This is a genomic window from Polynucleobacter sp. 35-46-11, from assembly GCF_002281105.1.
The window spans coordinates 1-20,628 of the sequence record NZ_NCFJ01000025.1; the positions used below are offsets into that span (position 1 = coordinate 1).

20 protein-coding genes and 1 pseudogene are annotated in these 20,628 nt (G+C 43.8%); 14 read left to right on the plus strand and 7 right to left on the minus strand.

Annotation, left to right across the window (positions count from 1 at the left end; translation table 11 throughout):
• From B7Y67_RS03800 to B7Y67_RS03845, 10 genes and pseudogenes are all read left to right on the plus strand, one after another.
• The coding region (locus B7Y67_RS03800; RefSeq protein WP_293597436.1) for a hypothetical protein at positions 1-576 on the plus strand (576 nt) is incomplete at its 5' end.
• Positions 573-2,042 (plus strand): AAA family ATPase, encoded by a 1,470-nt coding sequence (locus B7Y67_RS03805; RefSeq protein WP_293597437.1) that lies wholly within the window; start codon positions 573-575, stop codon positions 2,040-2,042. The genes B7Y67_RS03800 and B7Y67_RS03805, both read left to right, overlap by 4 nt.
• Before the next feature lie 120 nt (positions 2,043-2,162).
• On the plus strand, positions 2,163-2,531 hold the full coding sequence (locus B7Y67_RS03810; protein WP_293597438.1) for a hypothetical protein: 369 nt from the start codon (positions 2,163-2,165) through the stop codon (positions 2,529-2,531).
• Positions 2,528-3,088 carry a hypothetical protein gene (locus tag B7Y67_RS03815; protein ID WP_293597439.1) on the plus strand — a complete coding sequence of 187 codons (561 nt, stop codon included), beginning with the start codon at positions 2,528-2,530 and terminating at the stop codon, positions 3,086-3,088. Before B7Y67_RS03810 ends, B7Y67_RS03815 begins: the two co-directional genes overlap by 4 nt.
• Before the next feature lie 361 nt (positions 3,089-3,449).
• Entirely contained in the window at positions 3,450-4,964 is a 1,515-nt protein-coding gene (locus B7Y67_RS03820; RefSeq protein ID WP_367227271.1) for a diguanylate cyclase, read from the plus strand.
• Between the two features lie 133 nt (positions 4,965-5,097).
• The gene (locus B7Y67_RS03825) at positions 5,098-5,961 is read left to right on the plus strand and encodes an HD domain-containing phosphohydrolase (protein ID WP_293597441.1); all 864 of its coding nucleotides are present in this window, start codon (positions 5,098-5,100) and stop codon (positions 5,959-5,961) included.
• A 468-nt stretch (positions 5,962-6,429) separates the two neighbouring features.
• Positions 6,430-6,636, plus strand: a complete 207-nt coding sequence (locus B7Y67_RS03830) for a hypothetical protein (RefSeq protein WP_293597442.1) — start codon at positions 6,430-6,432, stop codon at positions 6,634-6,636.
• Between the two features lie 292 nt (positions 6,637-6,928).
• Positions 6,929-7,060: pseudogene (locus B7Y67_RS03835) on the plus strand (cyclic pyranopterin monophosphate synthase MoaC); the annotation flags it as partial.
• Between the two features lie 259 nt (positions 7,061-7,319).
• Positions 7,320-7,778, plus strand: a complete 459-nt coding sequence (locus B7Y67_RS03840; protein ID WP_293597443.1) for a DUF2844 domain-containing protein — start codon at positions 7,320-7,322, stop codon at positions 7,776-7,778.
• Positions 7,779-7,844: 66 nt separating this feature from the next.
• Positions 7,845-8,996: a DUF3443 family protein gene (locus B7Y67_RS03845; RefSeq protein WP_293597444.1), complete on the plus strand. Its 1,152-nt coding sequence runs from the start codon at positions 7,845-7,847 to the stop codon at positions 8,994-8,996.
• A 66-nt stretch (positions 8,997-9,062) separates the two neighbouring features.
• Here B7Y67_RS03845 and B7Y67_RS03850 read toward each other — a convergent pair whose 3' ends face one another.
• From B7Y67_RS03850 to B7Y67_RS03880, 7 genes are all read right to left on the minus strand, one after another.
• Positions 9,063-9,560, minus strand: a complete 498-nt coding sequence (locus B7Y67_RS03850) for a pilin (RefSeq protein WP_293597445.1) — start codon at positions 9,558-9,560, stop codon at positions 9,063-9,065.
• A 121-nt stretch (positions 9,561-9,681) separates the two neighbouring features.
• The gene (locus B7Y67_RS03855) at positions 9,682-10,389 is read right to left on the minus strand and encodes a TerC family protein (protein ID WP_293597446.1); all 708 of its coding nucleotides are present in this window, start codon (positions 10,387-10,389) and stop codon (positions 9,682-9,684) included.
• A gap of 83 nt (positions 10,390-10,472) precedes the next feature.
• On the minus strand, positions 10,473-11,366 hold the full coding sequence (sucD, locus tag B7Y67_RS03860) for a succinate--CoA ligase subunit alpha (protein WP_293597447.1): 894 nt from the start codon (positions 11,364-11,366) through the stop codon (positions 10,473-10,475).
• 15 nt (positions 11,367-11,381) lie between these two features.
• Entirely contained in the window at positions 11,382-12,551 is a 1,170-nt protein-coding gene (sucC, locus tag B7Y67_RS03865) for an ADP-forming succinate--CoA ligase subunit beta (RefSeq protein ID WP_215354929.1), read from the minus strand.
• A gap of 119 nt (positions 12,552-12,670) precedes the next feature.
• Complete coding sequence (locus tag B7Y67_RS03870) at positions 12,671-13,207, minus strand: regulatory protein RecX (protein ID WP_293597448.1); 537 nt, start codon at positions 13,205-13,207, stop codon at positions 12,671-12,673.
• Positions 13,208-13,214: 7 nt separating this feature from the next.
• Positions 13,215-14,303, minus strand: a complete 1,089-nt coding sequence (gene recA, locus B7Y67_RS03875; protein WP_293597449.1) for a recombinase RecA — start codon at positions 14,301-14,303, stop codon at positions 13,215-13,217.
• Positions 14,304-14,421: 118 nt separating this feature from the next.
• Positions 14,422-14,958: a DUF2878 domain-containing protein gene (locus B7Y67_RS03880; RefSeq protein ID WP_293597450.1), complete on the minus strand. Its 537-nt coding sequence runs from the start codon at positions 14,956-14,958 to the stop codon at positions 14,422-14,424.
• A 319-nt stretch (positions 14,959-15,277) separates the two neighbouring features.
• Between B7Y67_RS03880 and B7Y67_RS03885 the strand changes: the two genes are divergently transcribed.
• The 4 genes from B7Y67_RS03885 to B7Y67_RS03900 all read left to right on the plus strand — a co-directional run.
• Positions 15,278-16,732: an N-6 DNA methylase gene (locus tag B7Y67_RS03885; RefSeq protein WP_293597451.1), complete on the plus strand. Its 1,455-nt coding sequence runs from the start codon at positions 15,278-15,280 to the stop codon at positions 16,730-16,732.
• The gene (locus B7Y67_RS03890; protein ID WP_293597452.1) at positions 16,729-17,886 is read left to right on the plus strand and encodes a restriction endonuclease subunit S; all 1,158 of its coding nucleotides are present in this window, start codon (positions 16,729-16,731) and stop codon (positions 17,884-17,886) included. The genes B7Y67_RS03885 and B7Y67_RS03890 overlap by 4 nt, the downstream gene beginning before the upstream one ends.
• 2 nt (positions 17,887-17,888) lie before the next feature.
• Complete coding sequence (gene hsdR, locus B7Y67_RS03895) at positions 17,889-20,204, plus strand: EcoAI/FtnUII family type I restriction enzme subunit R (protein WP_293597453.1); 2,316 nt, start codon at positions 17,889-17,891, stop codon at positions 20,202-20,204.
• Positions 20,205-20,207: 3 nt separating this feature from the next.
• The coding region (locus tag B7Y67_RS03900) for a DUF4238 domain-containing protein (RefSeq protein ID WP_293597454.1) at positions 20,208-20,628 on the plus strand (421 nt) is incomplete at its 3' end.

The window sequence follows — 20,628 nt, forward strand, 5'->3', positions numbered from 1 at the left end:
ATAGCATCCAATAAGTCACCCATCACAAAAATTTATAGGGCAGACCAGTTTATTGATATTGATACGCTCCAACAGGCTTTTGAAGATGAGGCAATCAAGCTAAATCAAGTGGGGTACAACATTTATGTTGTGATGAACCCCATCAAAGAGTCATTTAACGGCCAGTCAGCTAAAGATGAGGATATTGCTCATCGTGATTTACTTCTAATTGATATTGATAGAGCCACAGCGAGCAAGGAACCTGCTAACCAAGCAGAACTAGAAGCCGCCCACTCACTAAGCGAAGATATATCTACCTACCTAGCTGGGGAAGGATGGGGCGAGCCCATAAAAGTGCTTAGCGGAAATGGCTACCACCTTTATTACAAGCTTGGTCAATTACCCAATGACGCTAAGCACAAGGGATTAGTCGAAAGTAGCCTCAAAGAATTGGCAAACCGATTTGATACCAGCATAGTAAAAATAGATACTTGTGTATTTAATGCTTCACGCATTACCAAAGTACCCGGAACCATTGCCTACAAGGGCAAGGCTTCTTTAGATAGGCCATATCGTATGGCAAGGGTATTGTCATGATACAAATTACAAGCTCTATGCTCGAATCTCTAGCGGGCAGTCAGGCCATCCAAAGTTTTGGCGATACCCCTGAATACTTAACTGGGTACACCCCCCACCTTGCAATGCCCTCATTCGCATGCACGCCACCCGAAACCCCTCAGGAAATCGAAAAATTACAGCTTGCTTTAGCCGACCTATCACCCGATGTAGGTAGAGGAACTGGCAGTTTTTATGATGCTCAAAACACTCCCGCTGTTGATTATTGGTTGGCGAGTATCTGGGCAATCAAAAGTCTTAACTGGTCTTCTGGGAAAGATATAGCTCGCTCATGGTCACAACAAAGTGCACGATATACCGATGAAGGCTTTGAAAAGGCATGGTATTCCTACAATATTGGCCATAAAAACCCAATCACTATCAGCTCACTTTACAAAAGAGTAGCTGAGATTCGATCTGCCAAGGGGAATGGGGGTTGCAACTTACAAACTAGGGGTAAATTTAATCTCTTAAGCCCCAATCAACTAGCAGCAATTACAAGTACCGAATGGATTGTAAAAGGAATCCTCCCGGAAAAAGGCTTAGCTGCACTCTATGGCCCCAGCGGCTGTGGAAAATCATTTCTAGCCTTCGATCTGATGACGGCTATTGAACACAAAGACTACTGGTTTAGATTTAAGGTCAAGAATAGACCTGTTGTTTACATAGGCCTAGAAGGTAAGTCAGGCTTAAGAACCCGTATTGCTGCTTGGCAAAAAGAAAATGGCTCAGTGCCACTAGCTAATTTAAAAATCATTACTGATAACTTCAATTTAAAAACTAAAGGAGAGGTAGTCGAGCTAGCCAATCAAATTAATGCTGAGAACATGGGTAATGGGGTTATTGTGATCGACACACTCAATCAAGCAAGCCCAGGGTCAGATGAAAACTCTTCGGTTGATATGAGCAACAACATTGCGCATTTAAAGCTACTCCAAGAGCTCACCGATGGATTGGTAATCATCATCCACCACACAGGCAAGAATGCAGCCCAGGGGTTACGAGGCCACTCGAGTCTCAAAGCTGCGCTGGATGCCAATATAGAGGTTACAGGGGGTGATAAAAAATCCTGGTTACTAGAAAAATCGAAAGATGGAAAGGATGGTATTTGTCGCGGATTTACTCTCAAAGTAATTAAATTGGGATTAGATGCCGATGGCGATGAAATCACCTCCTGCGTAGTAGAGCAAGATCACAATCTAGTATTCACAAAACCCGAACCAAGTGGGGCAATTCAAAAGAATGCTTTGAAGGCAATTAAGGAAAAATTAAGGCTTGCTCCCAAAATAAGCGTTGAAGGTGCTATCGACATCATTAAGCCAACCCTAACAGCTACCAAGCCCAATCAACGGGGAAATAGAGCAAGGGCCATTATTCAGGGGCTTATTAATGGTGGTCACTTGAATGGTGCTCTTGAGAATGATGAGGGGGTGGTATGGCTAGATTAGTGTCAAAAAAATCACAGTCAAAATATTCCACCTTATATAGGTGGAATGGACATTTTGGACATTTGACCAAGACCATAAAGTTGATAAATCCTAGTTTTGGACATTTTGGATAGGGCAATCATGTCAGATAACCAGATGCTGCCACCACTCATTAACGAGCCGCTATATCTTCAGATTCAACGCCTAAAAGAAGAGGTTGAGAAATCTAATCTAAAGAGCGCCTCAGTAAAACCTAAAACCCCACCCATATACACACTAGAGGAAAAGTTAGTGCAGTGGATTCAATCGCTAACTCCAGCGCAGCTAGAAAGGCCGCACACGACTACAGAAGTCATCAAACTAGCATCCCTCACTGGAAAATACCGAACTCGCCCTGCACTGCAAGAAGTGGCTCAGCTACTACGAAAGCATGGGTTTAAACATAAGCGTAGCTGGACTAATGCCAGCCGAAATCAACGTTATTGGAAATTTATAGGAACAGAAAAATGATTGACAAAGAAAAAATTATTGCAGCAAGAGTGGCCGCAAGGCTGGGGGATTCTGAGGAGCTACCGACATGCAATTATGAAGACTTTTGCAAAGACTATAAAGGTCAAAAATCACTGAAACAGAAAAAATGGCGAGAGTTTGAGATTGCCTGCCAACCCATAGAAGGAAAGGTCAGACTAGCTAAACATCATGCCCAAGAGATCCATAAATACATGGAATACAAATTAAGTAGCGAACTGCTTAACGGAAAGCAAGAGTTCATAGGGGATATCAGACCTGTATGCAGCACGATTGAGGATTTTCCAAGCCGAATTATCGAAAGGTTAGCACCAGTGTTTGTGGCTTTTGACATATTAGACCCGGATCACCAACTCGGAAAGAATTTTGAGTCTACGACAGCAGAGTTTGAGGCTGAAGTTGCAGCCGTATGCAATCAATTTCCAAGTGGAAAGGGTGTGCATAAAAAACGATTGAAAAAGCTTGTTCCGATAGGTCAAAAATATTTGCGAAAATGTCTTGATATCACTGGTACAGCGATTGAAGGGTGTTCGCCATAACAGTATTTGTAATTTATATGACATCGGCACAAATCGGACTTTGGTCAACGCCACCTGCGAAATACTGAGGGATCAATTCAATACGGGCATGGGCTTAGGCTAAGTAACTGAAATAAATAATGAAATTACTGACTAGATTTAACATCCGCACGATAAGCTCCCCGACAAGCGCTGGCGGCGGGTGATAATTCCGGAGCAGAGTCAATCAGTCTACACAGACTTCTATTAATAGAGTAGTTTATTTCTACTATAAATGTCTTCCTAGTTTGATGCTTTATGTATCAGCACCGATTAATTGCCGCACCTCACGACGATATTCGCAAATTACCAACTTCTCGCCCTTCAGAAGCTACAATCAAATATGGTTCTTAATTTCAATAAGCAACGGATAATAATTGGCGCATTATTTCTAGCGCTCATCTTTATCTTAAGCGCAGTAGGATCGTTTTATTTATTGCGGCAAAACACAATAGATGATCGCTCTTCGCAGATCTCGAGCTTAACATTGGTGCTTACTGAGCAGCTAAACCAAACAATATACTCTGCCAATTCGGCTCTAGATAACATGATTGCCGAAGTAAAAGCGGCTGATGTAAAAACAGAACAAGAGTATGTCAAGTTTGTCAGCTCCAAAGATCAATTTCTTAATTTACAAAAAAAGACTGCCACCAATCCACTAATAGATGTAGCAACCTACGTTGATGCCAAAGGTAAAGTCATCAACTTTTCTCGCTCTTATCCGGCGCCGCAAATAGACCTTTCCGAGCGTGATTATTTTCAGTTTCTTAGCAAAACGAGTACTGATGCCGTGTTCTATAGCAAGCCTGTGCACAACAAAGGCAATGGAAAGTGGGTGTTTTACTTAGCAAAACGCATTATTGGAGCTAATGAGCAGTTTATAGGTTTAGCCATAACTGGCATATCGGTCGAAACTTTCTCACAGCTTTATGAGGCAGTCGGCAATAACCTTGGAGTCGGCGCTGCAATTGCACTCTTTAAAGATGATCAAACCCTTCTCGCCAGGTGGCCTCATACCGAAGAGCGGATCGGTAAGATCAATAAGAACGTAGCCCTTAATAAAGTCATACAAAACCCAGAGCTATTTGGCCAGGTTTTCATAACCAATGCCGCTAGTGAAATTGGTGATGGAGCAAGCGTAAAGCGTTTGCTGTCCTTCAGAAAATCTTCTCAATATCCATTTATCATCGCCATTGCAGCAGATGAGCAGCTGTATGCTAGTGCTTGGCGAAAGAGCACTCTGAATATTGCTTACACCTTATTCCTCGGCTTAGCTGTCATCCTTATCGCCACTATCTTATTGCTAAAATCAATAAAACTTTCTTCAAAGCACCTCCACTTAGCAAACCACGACCCACTTACCCAGTTACCCAATCGACTCTTACTGACAGAGCGCTTAAAGTTAGCCATCTCGCTTGCGCATCGCAATAAAACGAAATTGGCTGTGATCTTTATTGACTTGGATAATCTTAAGAGAATCAACGATTTAGAGGGGCATGCATCAGGTGATGAAGCAATTAAAACTGCTGCCAGTCGTTTACTGAGCGCCGTTCGAGCATCGGATACAGTGGCTCGTATTGGCGGCGATGAGTTTGTCGTGGTGTTGAGTCATATCGATTCCACAGAAGGTGCGCAATTAGTAGCAGAAAAAATAAGGACGCTCATTTTGGAGCCATTGCGTATTGAGGGTAAGACGCTCATTACAGGGGCTAGTATTGGTATAGCTATTTATCCTGAGCATGGGGAAGATGAAGCCACTCTTAGCTCTAATGCTGATAAAGCCATGTACTACGCCAAGTTCAATGGGAAAAATCAAGTTCAGCTCTTTGAAGATAACTTAGAGACCAAGAGGCCATAGTGACTATTTTTTGAAGTGAGATTATAAAAATCGTAACAGTCACTGTCTTTTTTAATCAAGTAGCACCAAGGTTGGGTTTATAGGCAGCAATCAACGCAACCTTTTTATATCCATACTGAAAGCGCAGGCCCTTATGTCAAAAAAAATTAATCCGATCAAGAGACTCAATTTTATTTTGATTGTCAGCATCTGTATTGGCGAAGCATTGATTATGTTTTTAATACCCTATTTTGGAGCGCTATCAACCCTCGCCTCTGTCATTCTGGACGTGGCTCTGCTTACGCTCATTACCATTCCAGTTGTAATGTGGTTGGTGACTAAACCAATGAATCAATATCTTCATGATCTAGAGTCTGCCAAACATACAATTTCTGTAAGAGAAGATCAGATGCTCGTCGCATTAAATGCTTTATCCAAGGCAAAGGATGATGCGACTGGCGGTCATAGTATGCGCACCCAAAAATATGTTCGGGTTTTAGCAAATCGACTAAAAAGTATGGGTCACCATACGCAAACCCTGACTGAGGAACATATTGACAGATTGATCAAGGTGGCGCCACTGCATGATTTGGGCAAGGTGGGTATTCCGGATCACATACTCAACAAAGAGGGCCGATTCACGGAGGAGGAGCGAGAGCTCGTCTATGGTCACCCGATGATTGGAGAATCTATTTTGATTGCATCGCAGTCAGAAGAGGTTGAAATGGAGTTAATTTCTACTGCTATTAAGGTAACCGGGGCACACCATGAGAAGTGGGATGGTTCGGGTTACCCTAGGAATTTACGAGGAGAAGAAATCCCCATCGAGGCACGCATTATGACGGTTGCTGATGTATTTGATGCATTAATTACTAATAGACCCTACAAAAAACGCTGGACTATGGATGAGGTCTATAGCGAGATCGTTACTAATAGTGGCACTGCTTTTGATCCGATTGTTGTGCAGGCTTTTATTGCAGAGCGTCAAACCTTTGAAACGATTGCTAGTAAATATTAAACACATGCTTTCATGGTGGCTCTGAGCGGTAAGCGGTCTTACTGCCACATAAATTAATTAAAAGGCCAGTGTTTGTCACAGCATTCCTTGTGGTGGTAGACCAAAAAAAATGTACTTTGGGATCTGCTATTACCCTAACTAGTGTTTTGATAAATACTTCATATTTATCTAGTGTTGCCATAAGTATTCCGACTTACCCCACCCTACTGCTCGTTAACTATGGATGCTAGCTCTTGCCGCTCAAATAGTAATTTTGCTGCTACCTCAACTTCTTGCATTGCCCTATCAAGACCTAATACCGGTCGATAAGGGTGCTGAAGTAGAGTCAACCGTATTAGCAACTGCAAGCGCTTTTGCTTTACATAATATCTCTACAAACATGTCATGCTAATAGTGGGGATTGTTTCACGACACCCTAGAGATCTCTAGCTAATGAAACTTCTAACTACAACACTATAAGGGGTAAATATGAACAACACTAACCCAGCAGATGATTACTCAGATCACACAGAAGATGTCCCCACCCTTTCCGCAAGATTCACCGCAAAAAGAGCTATATCCAATGCCATTACCCAGGCAAAAATTACCGATGGGACATACAAGCCACAAAAAATTATTTGCAGATTTACACCCAGCGGGTCATTCAGCAAGTGGCTTGATCAAGATGCAGATTAGAGGCTAAGTCAAAGTACAACGTGTGTATGCTTAGTTTTTTGCCGGGCGCTCTTTACGGGATACCTCAAGACACCCCCCGTATACAGTCTTGAGTTGTCCAGTCGCCACCCCTATGTACCCACCTGCCTAAGGCATAGATAAAGAAATCACATATTTAATTGATGAAATTTCTATACAGGTCTGATGTGGATTATGCTTGACCTAACGTTGTCCTTATTGGACTAATTTTTTAACCCGATAGGTTTAGGTTTCAGTTGTTTTAATTTCTTAGTTCTATGTTTTTACTAGGTTTCTTACTGCAGTCCAAGTAGCCCTCCTCACAATTTATGACATGGCCAAAGCGGTTGATAGAGGCATGGTGATGGGTGATGTCCACCTGCTGGAGAAAAGTGGCGGGAATTCAGGGGAGTGGAAGGTTGGCTAGAGGGAATGTAAAACCTTCATCCTGACAGCTATTTAGAAGAGGTGAGGCCCCCATTAAGCTTAGCCCCAGGCACCCCTCCTATCGATGGATGCACACATATGTTTTTGCAACTCGCCCCACCCCAAGCATCTCCAGAGGGTTATTAAGTAAAGCCTGATAGTCATAGCAAATCCTGATCATTAAGCTCATACTGGGTACTAGTTGCCAAAGAAAATATTGGCACCTTTAGCTAAATTTTAGAGCTCATGCTGAGAACAACTTGACTATCAAAAAACGCTATACCCAAATTTCTACTGCCCTAATCCTTTCCGCACTCCTCATTCCAAGCATCTCGAGAGCAGAATTGGGCGGTAATGCGGCTTCAGTATTGGCGGAACAAAAGGAGTTTGGCTCTCTGTTAACTACTGATACAAAGAATGGCACTACGGTCTATATACAAACTCTAGCATCTGGAACTATTCTTAAAGAATTTCTCTCAAGTACTGGGGTTGTTTATGCAGTGAGTTGGAGTGGTCCAAGCCTTCCAAACCTGCAGATCATTTTGGGTAGCTATTTCAAAAACTACCTCGCGGCACTGAAACAGTCTCGCGGTTCAATTTTTAGCACTACTGAAAATGTTGTGATTCAGTCATCCGGGATGATGGGTGCATTTCAGGGATTTGCCTTTTTACCCAAACAAGCTCCGTCCGATTTCACTACCAGCAGCCTTGGGCAATGAAGTTCTCCTTCTCGCGCAACAAAATTAGTGTTTGCCTCCTGCTACTCATGTTGGCCTCATGCGGAGGTGGGGGCGGAGACACTGCATCTAACAACTCCGGTTCGATACCCCCCCATCCAGGCAAATGAGTACTTTAGTAACAATCTCGCCCCAAATGCGATCAGCCTTAGCGTGCAAAATATTTACGGGAATGATGTCAATCTCCCTTACGTGAGTATCAAGATCTGTGAGCCCGGCACAACTCAATGTCAAACGATTAGCAATATCCTTCTAGATACTGGCTCAACAGGCCTTAGAGTCCTTTCTTCAACGCTTGGAACATTGCAATTAACTCCTCAAACTTATGGAGATGCACCTGTTGTAGAGTGCGCCACCTTTATATCTGGAGTTACTTGGGGGCCAGTCAAAGCAGCTGATATCAAGATGAGTTCGGAGCTAGCTAGCACCATCCCAATCCAAGTCATCGCTGACCCCAATTACCTCACCACTCCGACCGGCTGCAGCAATGGCTTACCCTCCCTACAATCAACTTCAACCTTAAAAGCGAATGGCATTCTTGGGATAGGCCTATTAATTTCAGATGGCCAAAGTTACTATGCTTGCCCATCAAATCAAACATCAAACTGTGTAGCAATCACCTTGGCAGCAAGCTCACAGGTTCAGAATCCAGTTGCTGCATTTGCAATCAACAACAATGGTGTTGTGATGCAATTACCCGGTATCAGCACCTCAGGGGCAGGCACCACCACTGGATCTTTATATTTTGGAATTGATACTCAATCCAATAATTCCTCAAATGGCGCAAGTATTATTCCCACCAATAGCTCTGGCTTATTCGTTACCGAATTTAATGGTGTTAACTATAGGCAAAGTTTTATAGATAGCGGCAGCAATGGCTTATTTTTCCCGGCAGGCAATCAAGCCGCCACATTAAAAACTTGCACTTATAGTATTGGGTTTTATTGCCCTGCCACCACACAGTCCTATGTGGCCACGGTTCCACTTCAAAATTTTATGACCGGTACGATCAACTTTTCAATAGCCAACGCAGATGCCTTAGTAAGTACTGGCAACACTGCATTTTCTAACTTAGGCGGTATATTAGAAAATCGATTTGACTGGGGTTTGCCATTTTTTTATGGAAAATCGGTGTACTTTGGCATTACTGGTAGGGCCAGTAATAATGCAGTTGGCCCCTACTACGCATACATAAACTAATTCTAGTTTTACAAGAATATGCTGCCAATTCGGCAGCATATTTGCATTCCTACGGCGCCCCTGAATCTATTTAGTGAGGCGGCACTCTGAAGGTAATAATTGTGGCAGTAAATTCGTCTCAGTAGACCGGCAAGACCAACCACCAGCCCAAGTTGATCCTTCTGGCTTGGATAGATCAATCGCCTTGGGAACATTAGCATCTGGGTCATTCGTTGGAATGAGATGTAGTGTGTTTTTATTGTCGGGTGCCACATTGTTCTGAAAGTCAATGGCAATAGAACCAGAAGGCGTGATCTCAATTAACTTCACGCTTCGCGTGGGCACAAAGGTAAAGGAGCCCTGGGTTGCCTCATCCATTGGCACAGTGCCTCTGCTAGCAAAAGCTTCTGTCACTGCCAGCTTAGCGCCAGAGGACAGATTCATACCTTCTACGAGGCGGCTACGCGCGATGTAATCCTGGTATTGAGGAACTGCGACTGCCACCAAGATGCCGATGATAGCTACAACTACCATTACCTCAATTAGAGTAAATCCAGAATCGCGTTGCTGATCTTGCTTGGGCATTTTTATTGGCTCCTGAGGTTAAATCCCTCATCATCCAGTCTATACCCAACACACTCAAGATGTCCAAATGTAAGAAAAGCCGGCTTTTAGGGCCGGCTTTTCTGATTAACGCGAAAGAAAATTAGTGCGCTTCTTTAGCAGCATTCTTTTTCTTAAAATACGTGCCAACTAAAATCACAATCGCAATACCAACCACTTCAAAAGCTAGCTTTGCATCCCCCAGCGCAGCCTGAATGCTGTCTTTGATTGCTGGATCATCTACCAACATGCCGCCAGCTAAGAAACCTAACAGGCCTGCACCTAGAGTGATAATGATTGGGAAACGCTCCATCACCTTTAACAACATTGCGCTACCAAAAATAATCAATGGAATGGACATTCCCAAACCAATAATCAGGAGCAAGAGACGAGTTTCTTCAGGGCCTTTTTGGGCAGCTGCTGCAACTGCCAAAACGTTATCCAAGCTCATTACCAAGTCGGCAATTAAGATTGTGCGAATAGCGGCCCAGATACTAGTCTTAGCCTCCATGTGCTCCTCGCCACCGCTATCAGACAAAAGCTGAATACCGATATAAAGTAGTAGCAGGCCACCGATAATTTTTAAGTACGGCAGGGTTAATAAAGCAACTGCAGTAATCGTGAGCACGACACGCAAGATGATGGCTGCAGCGCTACCCCAAAAAATGGCTTTCTTTTGTTGAGCAGGCGGCAAATTGCGGGATGCTAAAGCAATCACAACGGCGTTGTCACCAGATAACAAAATATTGGCAACGATGATTGAGAGTAATGCCGCCCAAAAAGCTGCGTCTGAAAATGCTGAAAAATCCATAATGTCTCCGTACTTTTATATATTTTAGTTTTAACTACTGGGTGCTACAAAAAACATGCCGACGAATCGGCATGTTTCTATGATTACAACATGGCTTTGAGCAAAGCAGCCATTTCTGAAGGATTTCTTGTTACCTTAAAGCCACATTCCTCCATAACCGCAAGCTTAGCATCAGCCGTATCAGCGCCTCCAGAAATCAATGCGCCAGCATGGCCCATACGCTTACCAGGAGGAGCTGTGACACCTGCAATAAAGCCAACCACTGGCTTCTTCATATTGGCTTTACACCAGCGAGCTGCCTCAGCTTCATCTGGACCACCAATTTCGCCAATCATAATGACCGCATCAGTGTCAGGGTCTTCGTTAAACATACGCATCACATCAATATGCTTCAAGCCATTGATTGGGTCGCCGCCGATACCTACTGCTGTGGACTGACCTAAACCAATTGCTGTCAATTGACCAACCGCTTCATAAGTCAAAGTACCTGAGCGGCTAACTACACCGATGCGGCCCTTTTTATGAATATGACCAGGCATGATGCCGATCTTGATTTCGTCGGGTGTAATGATTCCAGGGCAATTTGGGCCAAGTAACAAAGTCTTCTTACCACCAGCAGCTTCTTTTGCATGCATCTTGTTACGTACCTCCAACATATCCTTGACCGGAATGCCTTCAGTAATACAGATCACAAAATCCAGGTCAGCTTCAACAGCCTCCCAGATTGCAGCAGCAGCACCAGGAGGTGGAACATAAATTACAGAAGTGGTGGCACCAGTTTGCTGAGCAGCTTCTTTTACAGTTCCATAAATTGGAATATTAAAAATAGACTCGCCTGCTTTTTTAGGATTGACACCAGCTACAAAACAGTTTTTTCCATTTGCATATTCCTGGCACTTCTCAGTGTGGAATTGACCGGTCTTACCAGTAATACCTTGAGTAATTACTTTAGTATTTTTATTTACCAAAATAGACATATTAAAGTTCCTTGATTATTTGTTTTTCGCAACAGCAGCAACTACCTTAGTAGCAGCTTCTGCCATTGAATCGGCGCTAATGATTGGCAAGCCAGAGTCCGCAAGAATCTTCTTACCCAATTCCTCATTGGTACCCTTCATTCGCACAACCAAAGGTACAGTCAAGTTCACCGCTTTACATGCAGTAACTACGCCATCAGCGATCACGTCGCAACGCATGATGCCGCCAAAAATATTGACCAAAATTGCTTCAACGCTCTTGTTCTTAAGCATGATCTTGAATGCTTCTGTTACTTTTTCTGCAGTTGCGCCACCACCAACGTCCAAGAAGTTTGCTGGCTCGCCGCCAAATAACTTGATGGTATCCATCGTAGCCATTGCTAAGCCGGCACCGTTCACCAAGCAACCAATGTTGCCATCAAGCGAGATGTAAGCCAAATCAAACTTAGAGGCTTCGATCTCAGCTGCATCTTCTTCATCGATATCGCGATACGCCACGATTTCTGGATGACGATACAAGGCATTCGGATCGAAATTGAATTTAGCATCAAGCGCCTTGATCTTGCCGTTGCCTTCAAGAATCAATGGGTTGATCTCAACCAATGACGCATCGGTTTCCCAATAAGTCTTGTACAAATTCTTGAACACATCGCTAGCCATTGGAATAGAAGCATCTGGAACCCCAATGCCTTTCGCAATAATCTGGCAATCAGCGTCAGTTAAGCCAATTAATGGATCAACAAAAACTTTAATAATTTTTTCTGGATGAGATTCTGCAACCTCTTCAATATCCATGCCGCCTTCGCTGGACGCCATGATCACATTCTTTTGTGTGCCACGGTCGGTAACAATACTGAAGTAGTACTCTTTTTTAATATCTGCGCCATCTTCAATTAAGAGGCGATTTACTTTTTGACCTTCTGGACCAGTTTGATGGGTCTTCAACTGCATACCCAAAATTTCAGAAGCGTACTTTTTCACTTCGTCCATGCTTCGTGCTAATTTGACGCCACCGCCTTTACCACGACCACCCGCATGAATTTGTGCCTTAACAACCCAGACTGGACCGCCTAATTTTTCAGCGGCTTTAATTGCCTCATCAACACTAAATGCAGGGATGCCATTTGGAACTGGCACATTAAATTGGCGTAGTAATTCTTTGCCTTGGTACTCGTGAATTTTCATTATTACTCCCGAAACGGTATCTTTTGCAAGCGATGAGGATTAGTAAAGTCGGTTTAGCCGACTCCATAAGTCTATCATGCTGCAATGCGGCAACATGGCCTATTTGCTCCGTAATTGCCCTAGTCAGGACGGCCGGCGACTACCTTGGAAACTATATCTGAGCTGAAGCCCTTGGAAGCCAGAAAGCGGTACTGGCGAGCACGCTCCTTTTGCTCCGTTGCTAATGCACCAAACTTACGTAGCCATAGCTCATGAGCACGTTGATATTCTGTTGCTTTCAGATTCTTAAGTAGATCCGCCGTCTTTGAACTATCCACCCCAGCTTGTGCAAGCTCATCCTGTATTTTTCGAGCACCAAACCGCTCGCTACGGCGACGAACCAGCGCTTCTGCAAAGCGTTGATCGGAAAGCCAGCCACGAGCCTCAAAATCATCTAAAACAGCTTCAATCTGGACGGCCAACGGAATTGCTGGGATCACATCCTCAAAATCCTCATTGAGAGTCTGGAATTTCAGCATCCTTGCCGCAGATTCTTCGAGCTTCGCTGCCAGCCCCTTGCGACTGTACTCTCGCATGGATAAAAGGCGTAAAGCCCGAGCTTTGAGACTCGGGCTTTGTTTTTTACTTTTTTTAACGGTGCCGCCTAATTCTGACATTGACGAATTACGCTTCCTCTTCTTCGCTCAAAACGTCGCTGACTACTGCTGTGCCAGCCTTAACGCCCAACTTCGCACGAATCTTGGCTTCAATGTCTTTAGCAATGGCTGGATTCTCTTTTAAGAACTCGCGCACATTGTCTTTTCCTTGACCAATGCGATCACCGTTGTAGGCATACCAAGAGCCTGACTTTTCAACGATATCGGCTTCAACACCCATATCGATAATTTCACCTTCTCGGGAAATTCCTGCGCCGTACATGATGTCAAAGATGGCTTCGCGGAATGGCGGAGATACTTTGTTCTTCACTACCTTCACACGAGTCTCGTTACCGACCACTTCATCGCCCTTCTTGATGCTGCCGATACGACGGATATCCAAACGCATAGATGCGTAGAACTTGAGCGCATTACCGCCGGTGGTCGTTTCAGGCGAACCAAACATCACACCAATCTTCATACGAATCTGGTTAATAAAGATGACTGTTGTATTGGTGCGCTTAATCGCGCCAGTCAGCTTACGCAAGGCTTGGCTCATCAGGCGAGCCTGTAAGCCTGGCAATGAATCGCCCATATCACCTTCGATCTCCGCTCTTGGAACCAAGGCTGCTACGGAGTCAATGACGATTAAATCAATAGAGCCAGAGCGCACTAAAGCGTCAGCAATTTCCAAAGCTTGCTCGCCAGTATCTGGCTGAGAGATCAACAAATTATTTACATCTACACCTAGACGTGAGGCGTACTGAACATCTAAAGCATGCTCAGCATCGATAAAGGCACAAGTTCCACCAATCTTTTGCATCTCTGCAATCGCATGCAAAGTTAATGTTGTCTTGCCTGAAGATTCTGGGCCATAAATTTCAATCACGCGCCCACGAGCTAAACCGCCAACTCCAAGCGCAATATCTAAACCCAATGAACCGCTGGAAACTACCTGAATATCTTGATGAATCTCTGCATCGCCCAATCTCATGATTGAGCCCTTACCAAATTGCTTCTCAATTTGCGCCAAGGCTGCAGTCAATGCCTTTTGCTTGTCTCCGCTCATACCGTCAAATTCTGATGAGGCTGATTTTTTCTTATCATCCAAGGCCATTTTTTAATTCCTTTTCGCTATGTATTGGGCTATTTCCCGAAGTTTTCGTGCTTTTCAACAACTCAGAAGTTACTGTATATAAAAACAGTACTATTTGCAAGCGGCTTTTTAAAGGAATTTACGGATTTTTTACTAGGCCACCCTTGATTGAGGAGGTGCGATCCCAGTAGAAAAAGAGAGGTATAGCAACACCCCAAGCCAGTCCAAGCAGGATAAGGCCGCCAATTTGGCCATTAGCGCCCCATGCTCCAGCGCCCATTCTGACCCCAGCCTCGTAGGACATGGGCCCAGCAATAGCGCCCAGAACCACTCCTAGGATAGATCTACCGCGTAACCAAGCCAAAGAGCTATTAATGGTGCTGGCGACTAGGGCCCAAAGAGTCCACATCCATACCGGCGAGAGATAGGCGCTGGGCCAGGAGTTTTCAAAGCTTAAAAAGCCCCAATTAGCCATTAGGGTGTCGACTGCCACCCCAAATAGAGCTGCCTTGAGGAGCAGTTTTAGCTCCGAAATAGGTCGTGGTGCAAACCAGATATGAATTGCAAGATAGAGCAAAGTAGCCACTACGGGCCAAAAGACCTGTTGACTGGCCGCCCCAATAACGCAGGCAAACCAACCAACTTGGAAAAGGACGAAATTCCAAAATTTAGCCATCGATCGAACCCAAGCGATATTACCTAAGAAAAAGGCCACTGCCGATGGGCAATGGCCTCTTGATATGGTGGCGAATCAGGGATGCAAACAACGCTCTCAAGCACTTGATTTATATGGTATTAGGTAGGTACAAAGCCAATACTTACACACAGTTTTACACACACATTTCAAGGCTACCCACCCCTTTTTAAGCCAAGGGTAGCTAATTCACCTAAACCACCACTATATAGAAGGAACGGTACTTCTTTGCCATGGTTACCTAGGGGATTTCACCTTCGACCAACTATTATTCTAAAAACCATATCAATAAAGGCATTTAATGTTTGAAGCAGCTTTTCGCAATCTAGATGACACCTTACGCAAGGATGCAGGTTGCTCCAGTGAGCTGGACTACATTGAAGCTACTTCTTGGCTGCTATTTCTCAAGTATTTGGATGACTTTGAGAACGACAAAGTAAGCGCTGCCAAACTTAATGGCGAAACTTATACCCGACTGGTTAGCGATGAGTTCAAGTGGACTACTTGGGCAGCCCCCAAAACAGCGGACGGCAAGATTGACTACAACAAGGCATTAACTGGCGAAGATTTGAAGGAATTTGTCGATAACAAGCTTTTTCCCTACCTGAAGAAGTTTAGGGCAGACGCCGAAAGCGCCGATACCTTGCAATACAAGATTGGCGAAATCTTCCATGAGCTAAAGAACAAGATTCAGAGCGGCTACACCATGCGCGAAGCCATTAACAAGATTGATGAGCTGAAGTTCCGCAGCAATGAAGATAAGCATGAGATGAGTAGCTTGTACGAAGACAAAATTAAGAATATGGGCAACGCTGGTCGCAATGGCGGTGAATACTACACTCCGCGCCCCCTAATTAAGACCATCGTCAAAGTAGTTAATCCGAAGCTCGGAGACAAGGTATATGACGGAGCAGTTGGTAGCGCAGGGTTCTTGTGTGAAGCCTATGAATACCTTCGCAATAGCAAAGAGTTGAGCGCTAAGGAGTTCGAGCAACTACAGCGTAAAACCTTTTACGGAAAAGAAAAGAAGTCGCTCGCATACATCATTGGTGTAATGAATATGATTCTGCATGGCATCGAAGCGCCAAACATCATGCACACCAATACACTTGGCGAAAGCTTGCAAGACATACAAGCCAAAGATCAAGTTGACATCATTCTTGCGAATCCACCCTTTGGTGGCAATGAACGCGCCGAAGTACAGGAAAATTTTCCAATCCGTACGAGTGCCACAGAATTATTATTTCTTCAGCACTTTATTAAAATTCTGAAGGTAGGCGGACGTTGTGGTGTAGTGATCAAGAACACTTTTCTTAGTAATACCGACAACGCTAGCGTAGCTATCAGAAAGCAGTTACTTGAAGAGTGCGACCTATACGCTGTGCTTGAATTGCCAGCAGGAGCATTCACAGGTACAGGTGTTAAAACAGTTGTTCTATTCCTTGAAAAGGGTAGATCCACTCAAAAAGTTTGGTACTACTCGCTCAATCTTGGAAGAAATTTAGGCAAGACCAATAGTCTCAATGAGCGTGATCTTGAAGAATTTTTAACGTTATCAGCCACTCAAGCTGAAACTGAAAACTCTTGGTGCGTTGATGTCTCAAATATTAATACGGAAACTTGGGATCTAACAGCCAATAATCCAAACGTAAAAGACATATCAGACAAGCGAACTCCCGAAGAAATTTTGGCAGAAATTGAAGAATTTGATTTAGATGCAACAGCAGCAATTGCAGCAATCAAGGAGCTGATTTGAATTGGAAAACAGTTCCCCTTGGTGATTTATGTGAAGTACTGGATAGCAAAAGAAAGCCAATCTCCAAGAGAAATCGTACTGAAGGCATTTACCCATACTACGGGGCTACTGGCATTGTTGATTATCTGAATGATTACATCTTTGATGATAAGTTAGTACTTATAGGTGAAGATGGCGCGAAATGGGGCAGTGGTGATATGACTGCATTTATTGCCCAAGGAAAGTATTGGGTCAATAATCATGCTCATGTTCTTAAACCATTTGAAAATGTCCTGTTAGATGAGTGGCTTGTCTATTATTTTTATTACAAAGACCTAAAAGAGTATGTGTCGGGCTTAACAGTACCAAAGCTAAACCAAGGGCAGCTAAAACTTATCCCAATTCCACTCCCATCAATTTTGACGCAAAAGAAAATCGTCGAAAAAATTAATGCTATCTTTATTGAAATTGACAAGGCAATAACGGCTACTCAGGCTAACATCAAGAATTCTGAAGCACTGTTTGATAGTGGGCTGGAATTATTTCTCAATGCCCAAAGAGATGGGTGGATTGAGAATATAAAGCCACTTTCTGAGTTGTGCGAATTAATAGTGGACTGTGAGCACAAGACAGCGCCAACCCAGTCTGACGGCTTTCCTTCCATCAGAACTCCCAATATCGGAAAAGGCAAACTCTTACTTGATAATGTTTATAGAGTTTCAGAAGAGACCTACACTGAATGGACTAAACGCGCACAACCCCGCGCGGGAGATCTAATCCTTGCAAGAGAAGCGCCTGCAGGAAACGTCGCAGTCATACCTGAAAATATAAAGGTATGCTTAGGTCAAAGAACCGTCTTAATTCGTCCACGCCCTGATATATTTATGCCAAATTTTTTAGCATTCATGCTACTTCAGCCAAATATTCAGGCAAAACTCTTAGCTCATTCGCGTGGCGCAACCGTGCAGCATGTGAACATGAAAGATATTAGAGCGCTCAATATAGGTAGCATTCCACCGCTTTTAGTTCAGAGAAAAATTATTTCATATATTCAAACGATCGATAACGAAGCTGAGATACTTCAAGCAAGTTATAAGCAAAAATTGATTGCCCTAAGCAAATTAAAAAATTCAATCTTACGACAAGCCTTCAATGGCGAACTTGTTAAGGACTAGCAATGAATGAAGCCGATACCCGCGCCGAGTTAATTGATGTGCAACTGCGTGATGCTGGCTGGGGGGTAGTTCCTGAAACCAAGATCCATCGCGAGTTCCCAATTAATGCTGGCGAAATTCGCGCAGGCGGCATTCGTGCTGGGCAAATGAAGGCTGACTACGTTCTTTCCTATAAAAACAGAAAGATTGCGGTAGTTGAAGCGAAAAGCGATCAAGTTGAAGTTGGTGAAGGTGTGGCTCAGGCTAAGCTTTATGGAGATAAGCTGCAGACTGGTACAACTTACTCTGCCAATGGTCGCCACATATATGAGATCTGTCTTCAGACAGGCAAAGAAGGATTGGTAAACGACTTCCCAACTCCCGACGCTCTTTGGCACAAGACCTTTGGCGACAGGAATGAGTGGCTTGAGAAATTCAACGTCATACCATTTGAAGATGTAAATGGTTCAAAGCAAGCTCGCTACTACCAAGAAATCGCCGTAAACCGAGTCATGGAAGCGGTTACCGATAACAAAAACCGTATCTTGCTTACCTTGGCTACTGGGACAGGCAAAACCTTCGTAGCATTCCAAATCGCATGGAAGCTATTCCAAGCTCGCTGGAATCTACAACGTGATGGCAAACGCGCCCCACGCATCCTATTTTTGGCGGATAGAAATATTCTTGCTAATCAAGCTTACTTAGACTTTGGCGCTTTCAAAGAAGATGCCTTGGTTCGTATCAACCCAAGTCAAATCAGCAAGCGTGGCGAAGTGCCAATGAATGGCAGCATCTTCTTCACGATATTTCAAACATTTATGAGTGGCGCTGAAGGCAAGCCATACTTTGGCGAGTATCCAGCCGACTTCTTTGACTTCATCATTGTTGACGAGTGCCACCGCGGGGGCGCGAATGACGAAAGCTCATGGAGAGAGATTCTTGAGTATTTCAGTCCAGCCTACCAACTTGGTTTAACAGCTACCCCGAAGCGTGTTGATAACGCTGATACCTACAAGTACTTCGGTGAGCCAGTCTATAAATACAGCCTTAAAGAAGGTGTGCAAGACGGCTTCCTAACCCCATTTAAGGTAAGGCGCATTCAGACCACCATGGATGAATACGTCTACACGCCTGACGATGAAGTACTTGAAGGTGAAGTTGAAGAAGGCAAGGTCTATACAGAGAGTGACTTCAATAAAAAGATCGTCATTGAAGCTCGGGAGAGAAAACGTGTCCAAGACATGTTTGCCAATATCAATCCCAATGAGAAAACAATCGTCTTTTGCGCGAACCAAGCTCATGCCGCAATGGTTAGGGACTTAATTAACCAAGAGTCCCCAATCAAGCGACCCGATTACTGTGTTCGAGTTACCGCTAATGATGGCGCAATTGGGGATATGCACCTTCGCCAGTTCCAAGATAACTTTAAACAGCTCCCAACGATCCTAACGACCAGTCAGAAGCTCAGCACTGGGGTAGATGCTAGAAACGTCCGTAACGTCGTTTTAATGCGTCCTGTGAACAGCATGATTGAGTTCAAACAGATCATAGGGCGTGGCACTCGTTTATTCGAAGGCAAGCACTACTTCACGATTCTTGATTTTGTTAATGCCTATCATTTGTTTAATGATCCCGAGTGGGATGGTGAGCCTGAGTCAGATATTGATACCACTGATCAACCACCACGAACAACTACGCCACCAAAAGATAAGCCCGAGATTATTGGCGAACCCGAAGATCAAGTAGCCAAGAAAGTTCGAATCAAGCTAAGCGATGGCAAAGAGCGTGAGATTCAAAGCATGGCTTCAACCATGTTCTACGTAGATGGAAAGCCAATCAGCGCCCAAGAGTTCGTACAGCGCCTATTTAATGCTTTAAAGCTGCCTGAGATCTTTGGTAGCGAAGAAGGATTGCGTAAGCTATGGGCAAGCCCTATCACCCGTAAAGAGCTTCTAAACAAGCTTGAAAAGGAAGGTTGCTCCAAGTCTGATCTGATTAAGCTTCAAGAGATGATTAATGCCGAGAATAGCGATCTCTTTGATGTTCTTGAATACATAAGCTATGCAAGACGACCCATTACCCGAGAAGATCGGGTTAAGGCTGCTGAGACCAACATCTATACACTGCTCAATGAGAAGCAAAGGGACTTTATTGGCTTCATTCTTCGAAACTACGTTCAGGATGGTGTGGATGAGCTGGATATTGCCAAACTAAGCACGATCATCAAATCAAAATATGGTGGCATTCCCGAAGCCGAAACTGCACTTGGCAATGTAGACGAGATCAGCAAGCTGTTTATTGATTTCCAGCATCACCTTTACGAGCTGAAAATAGCATAGGAGATGAATGAGCCTAGAAGGCATCATTATTTGCCGCAATGCTACTTAAAGGGATTTTGCATACACCCCAAGAAAAGGCAACTTTTCGTAGTTGATGCAAAGCAACAGGCATCGTTCACCACCAATATTTCCAATATTGCTCAGGAAAGGGACTTTAATCGGATTGCGATTGAAGGGATTGATCCAAATTACATTGAAAAAGAAATCTCTAAATTTGAATCGGATGTATCGATTGCTATCAATAACATCGTTGAAAATGGCGCATTTATAAAAAACACTAAAGATCTAATTCTTAATTTGATTGCGCTTTTAGCAATCCGTAGCCCCCAAAGACGAGAACAATTTACTGGGTTTCATAGTGATGTAGTCGATAGAATTTTGGACATTTCATTAGCAACTGAAGATCGATGGAATCAGAGTCAGA

Bases quoted from the DNA above. Each gene is read 5' to 3' on its own strand.
- B7Y67_RS03885 (WP_293597451.1), top strand. From the start codon at position 15,278: ATGTTTGAAGCAGCTTTTCGCAATCTAGATGACACCTTACGCAAGGAT.
- B7Y67_RS03820 (WP_367227271.1), top strand. From the start codon at position 3,450: ATGGTTCTTAATTTCAATAAGCAACGGATAATAATTGGCGCATTATTT.
- B7Y67_RS03880 (WP_293597450.1), bottom strand. From the start codon at position 14,958: ATGGCTAAATTTTGGAATTTCGTCCTTTTCCAAGTTGGTTGGTTTGCC.
- B7Y67_RS03805 (WP_293597437.1), top strand. From the start codon at position 573: ATGATACAAATTACAAGCTCTATGCTCGAATCTCTAGCGGGCAGTCAG.
- B7Y67_RS03825 (WP_293597441.1), top strand. From the start codon at position 5,098: ATGTCAAAAAAAATTAATCCGATCAAGAGACTCAATTTTATTTTGATT.
- sucD (WP_293597447.1), bottom strand. From the start codon at position 11,366: ATGTCTATTTTGGTAAATAAAAATACTAAAGTAATTACTCAAGGTATT.
- B7Y67_RS03850 (WP_293597445.1), bottom strand. From the start codon at position 9,560: ATGCCCAAGCAAGATCAGCAACGCGATTCTGGATTTACTCTAATTGAG.
- B7Y67_RS03830 (WP_293597442.1), top strand. From the start codon at position 6,430: ATGAACAACACTAACCCAGCAGATGATTACTCAGATCACACAGAAGAT.
- B7Y67_RS03870 (WP_293597448.1), bottom strand. From the start codon at position 13,207: ATGTCAGAATTAGGCGGCACCGTTAAAAAAAGTAAAAAACAAAGCCCG.
- B7Y67_RS03855 (WP_293597446.1), bottom strand. From the start codon at position 10,389: ATGGATTTTTCAGCATTTTCAGACGCAGCTTTTTGGGCGGCATTACTC.
- recA (WP_293597449.1), bottom strand. From the start codon at position 14,303: ATGGCCTTGGATGATAAGAAAAAATCAGCCTCATCAGAATTTGACGGT.
- hsdR (WP_293597453.1), top strand. From the start codon at position 17,889: ATGAATGAAGCCGATACCCGCGCCGAGTTAATTGATGTGCAACTGCGT.
- B7Y67_RS03810 (WP_293597438.1), top strand. From the start codon at position 2,163: ATGTCAGATAACCAGATGCTGCCACCACTCATTAACGAGCCGCTATAT.
- B7Y67_RS03815 (WP_293597439.1), top strand. From the start codon at position 2,528: ATGATTGACAAAGAAAAAATTATTGCAGCAAGAGTGGCCGCAAGGCTG.
- sucC (WP_215354929.1), bottom strand. From the start codon at position 12,551: ATGAAAATTCACGAGTACCAAGGCAAAGAATTACTACGCCAATTTAAT.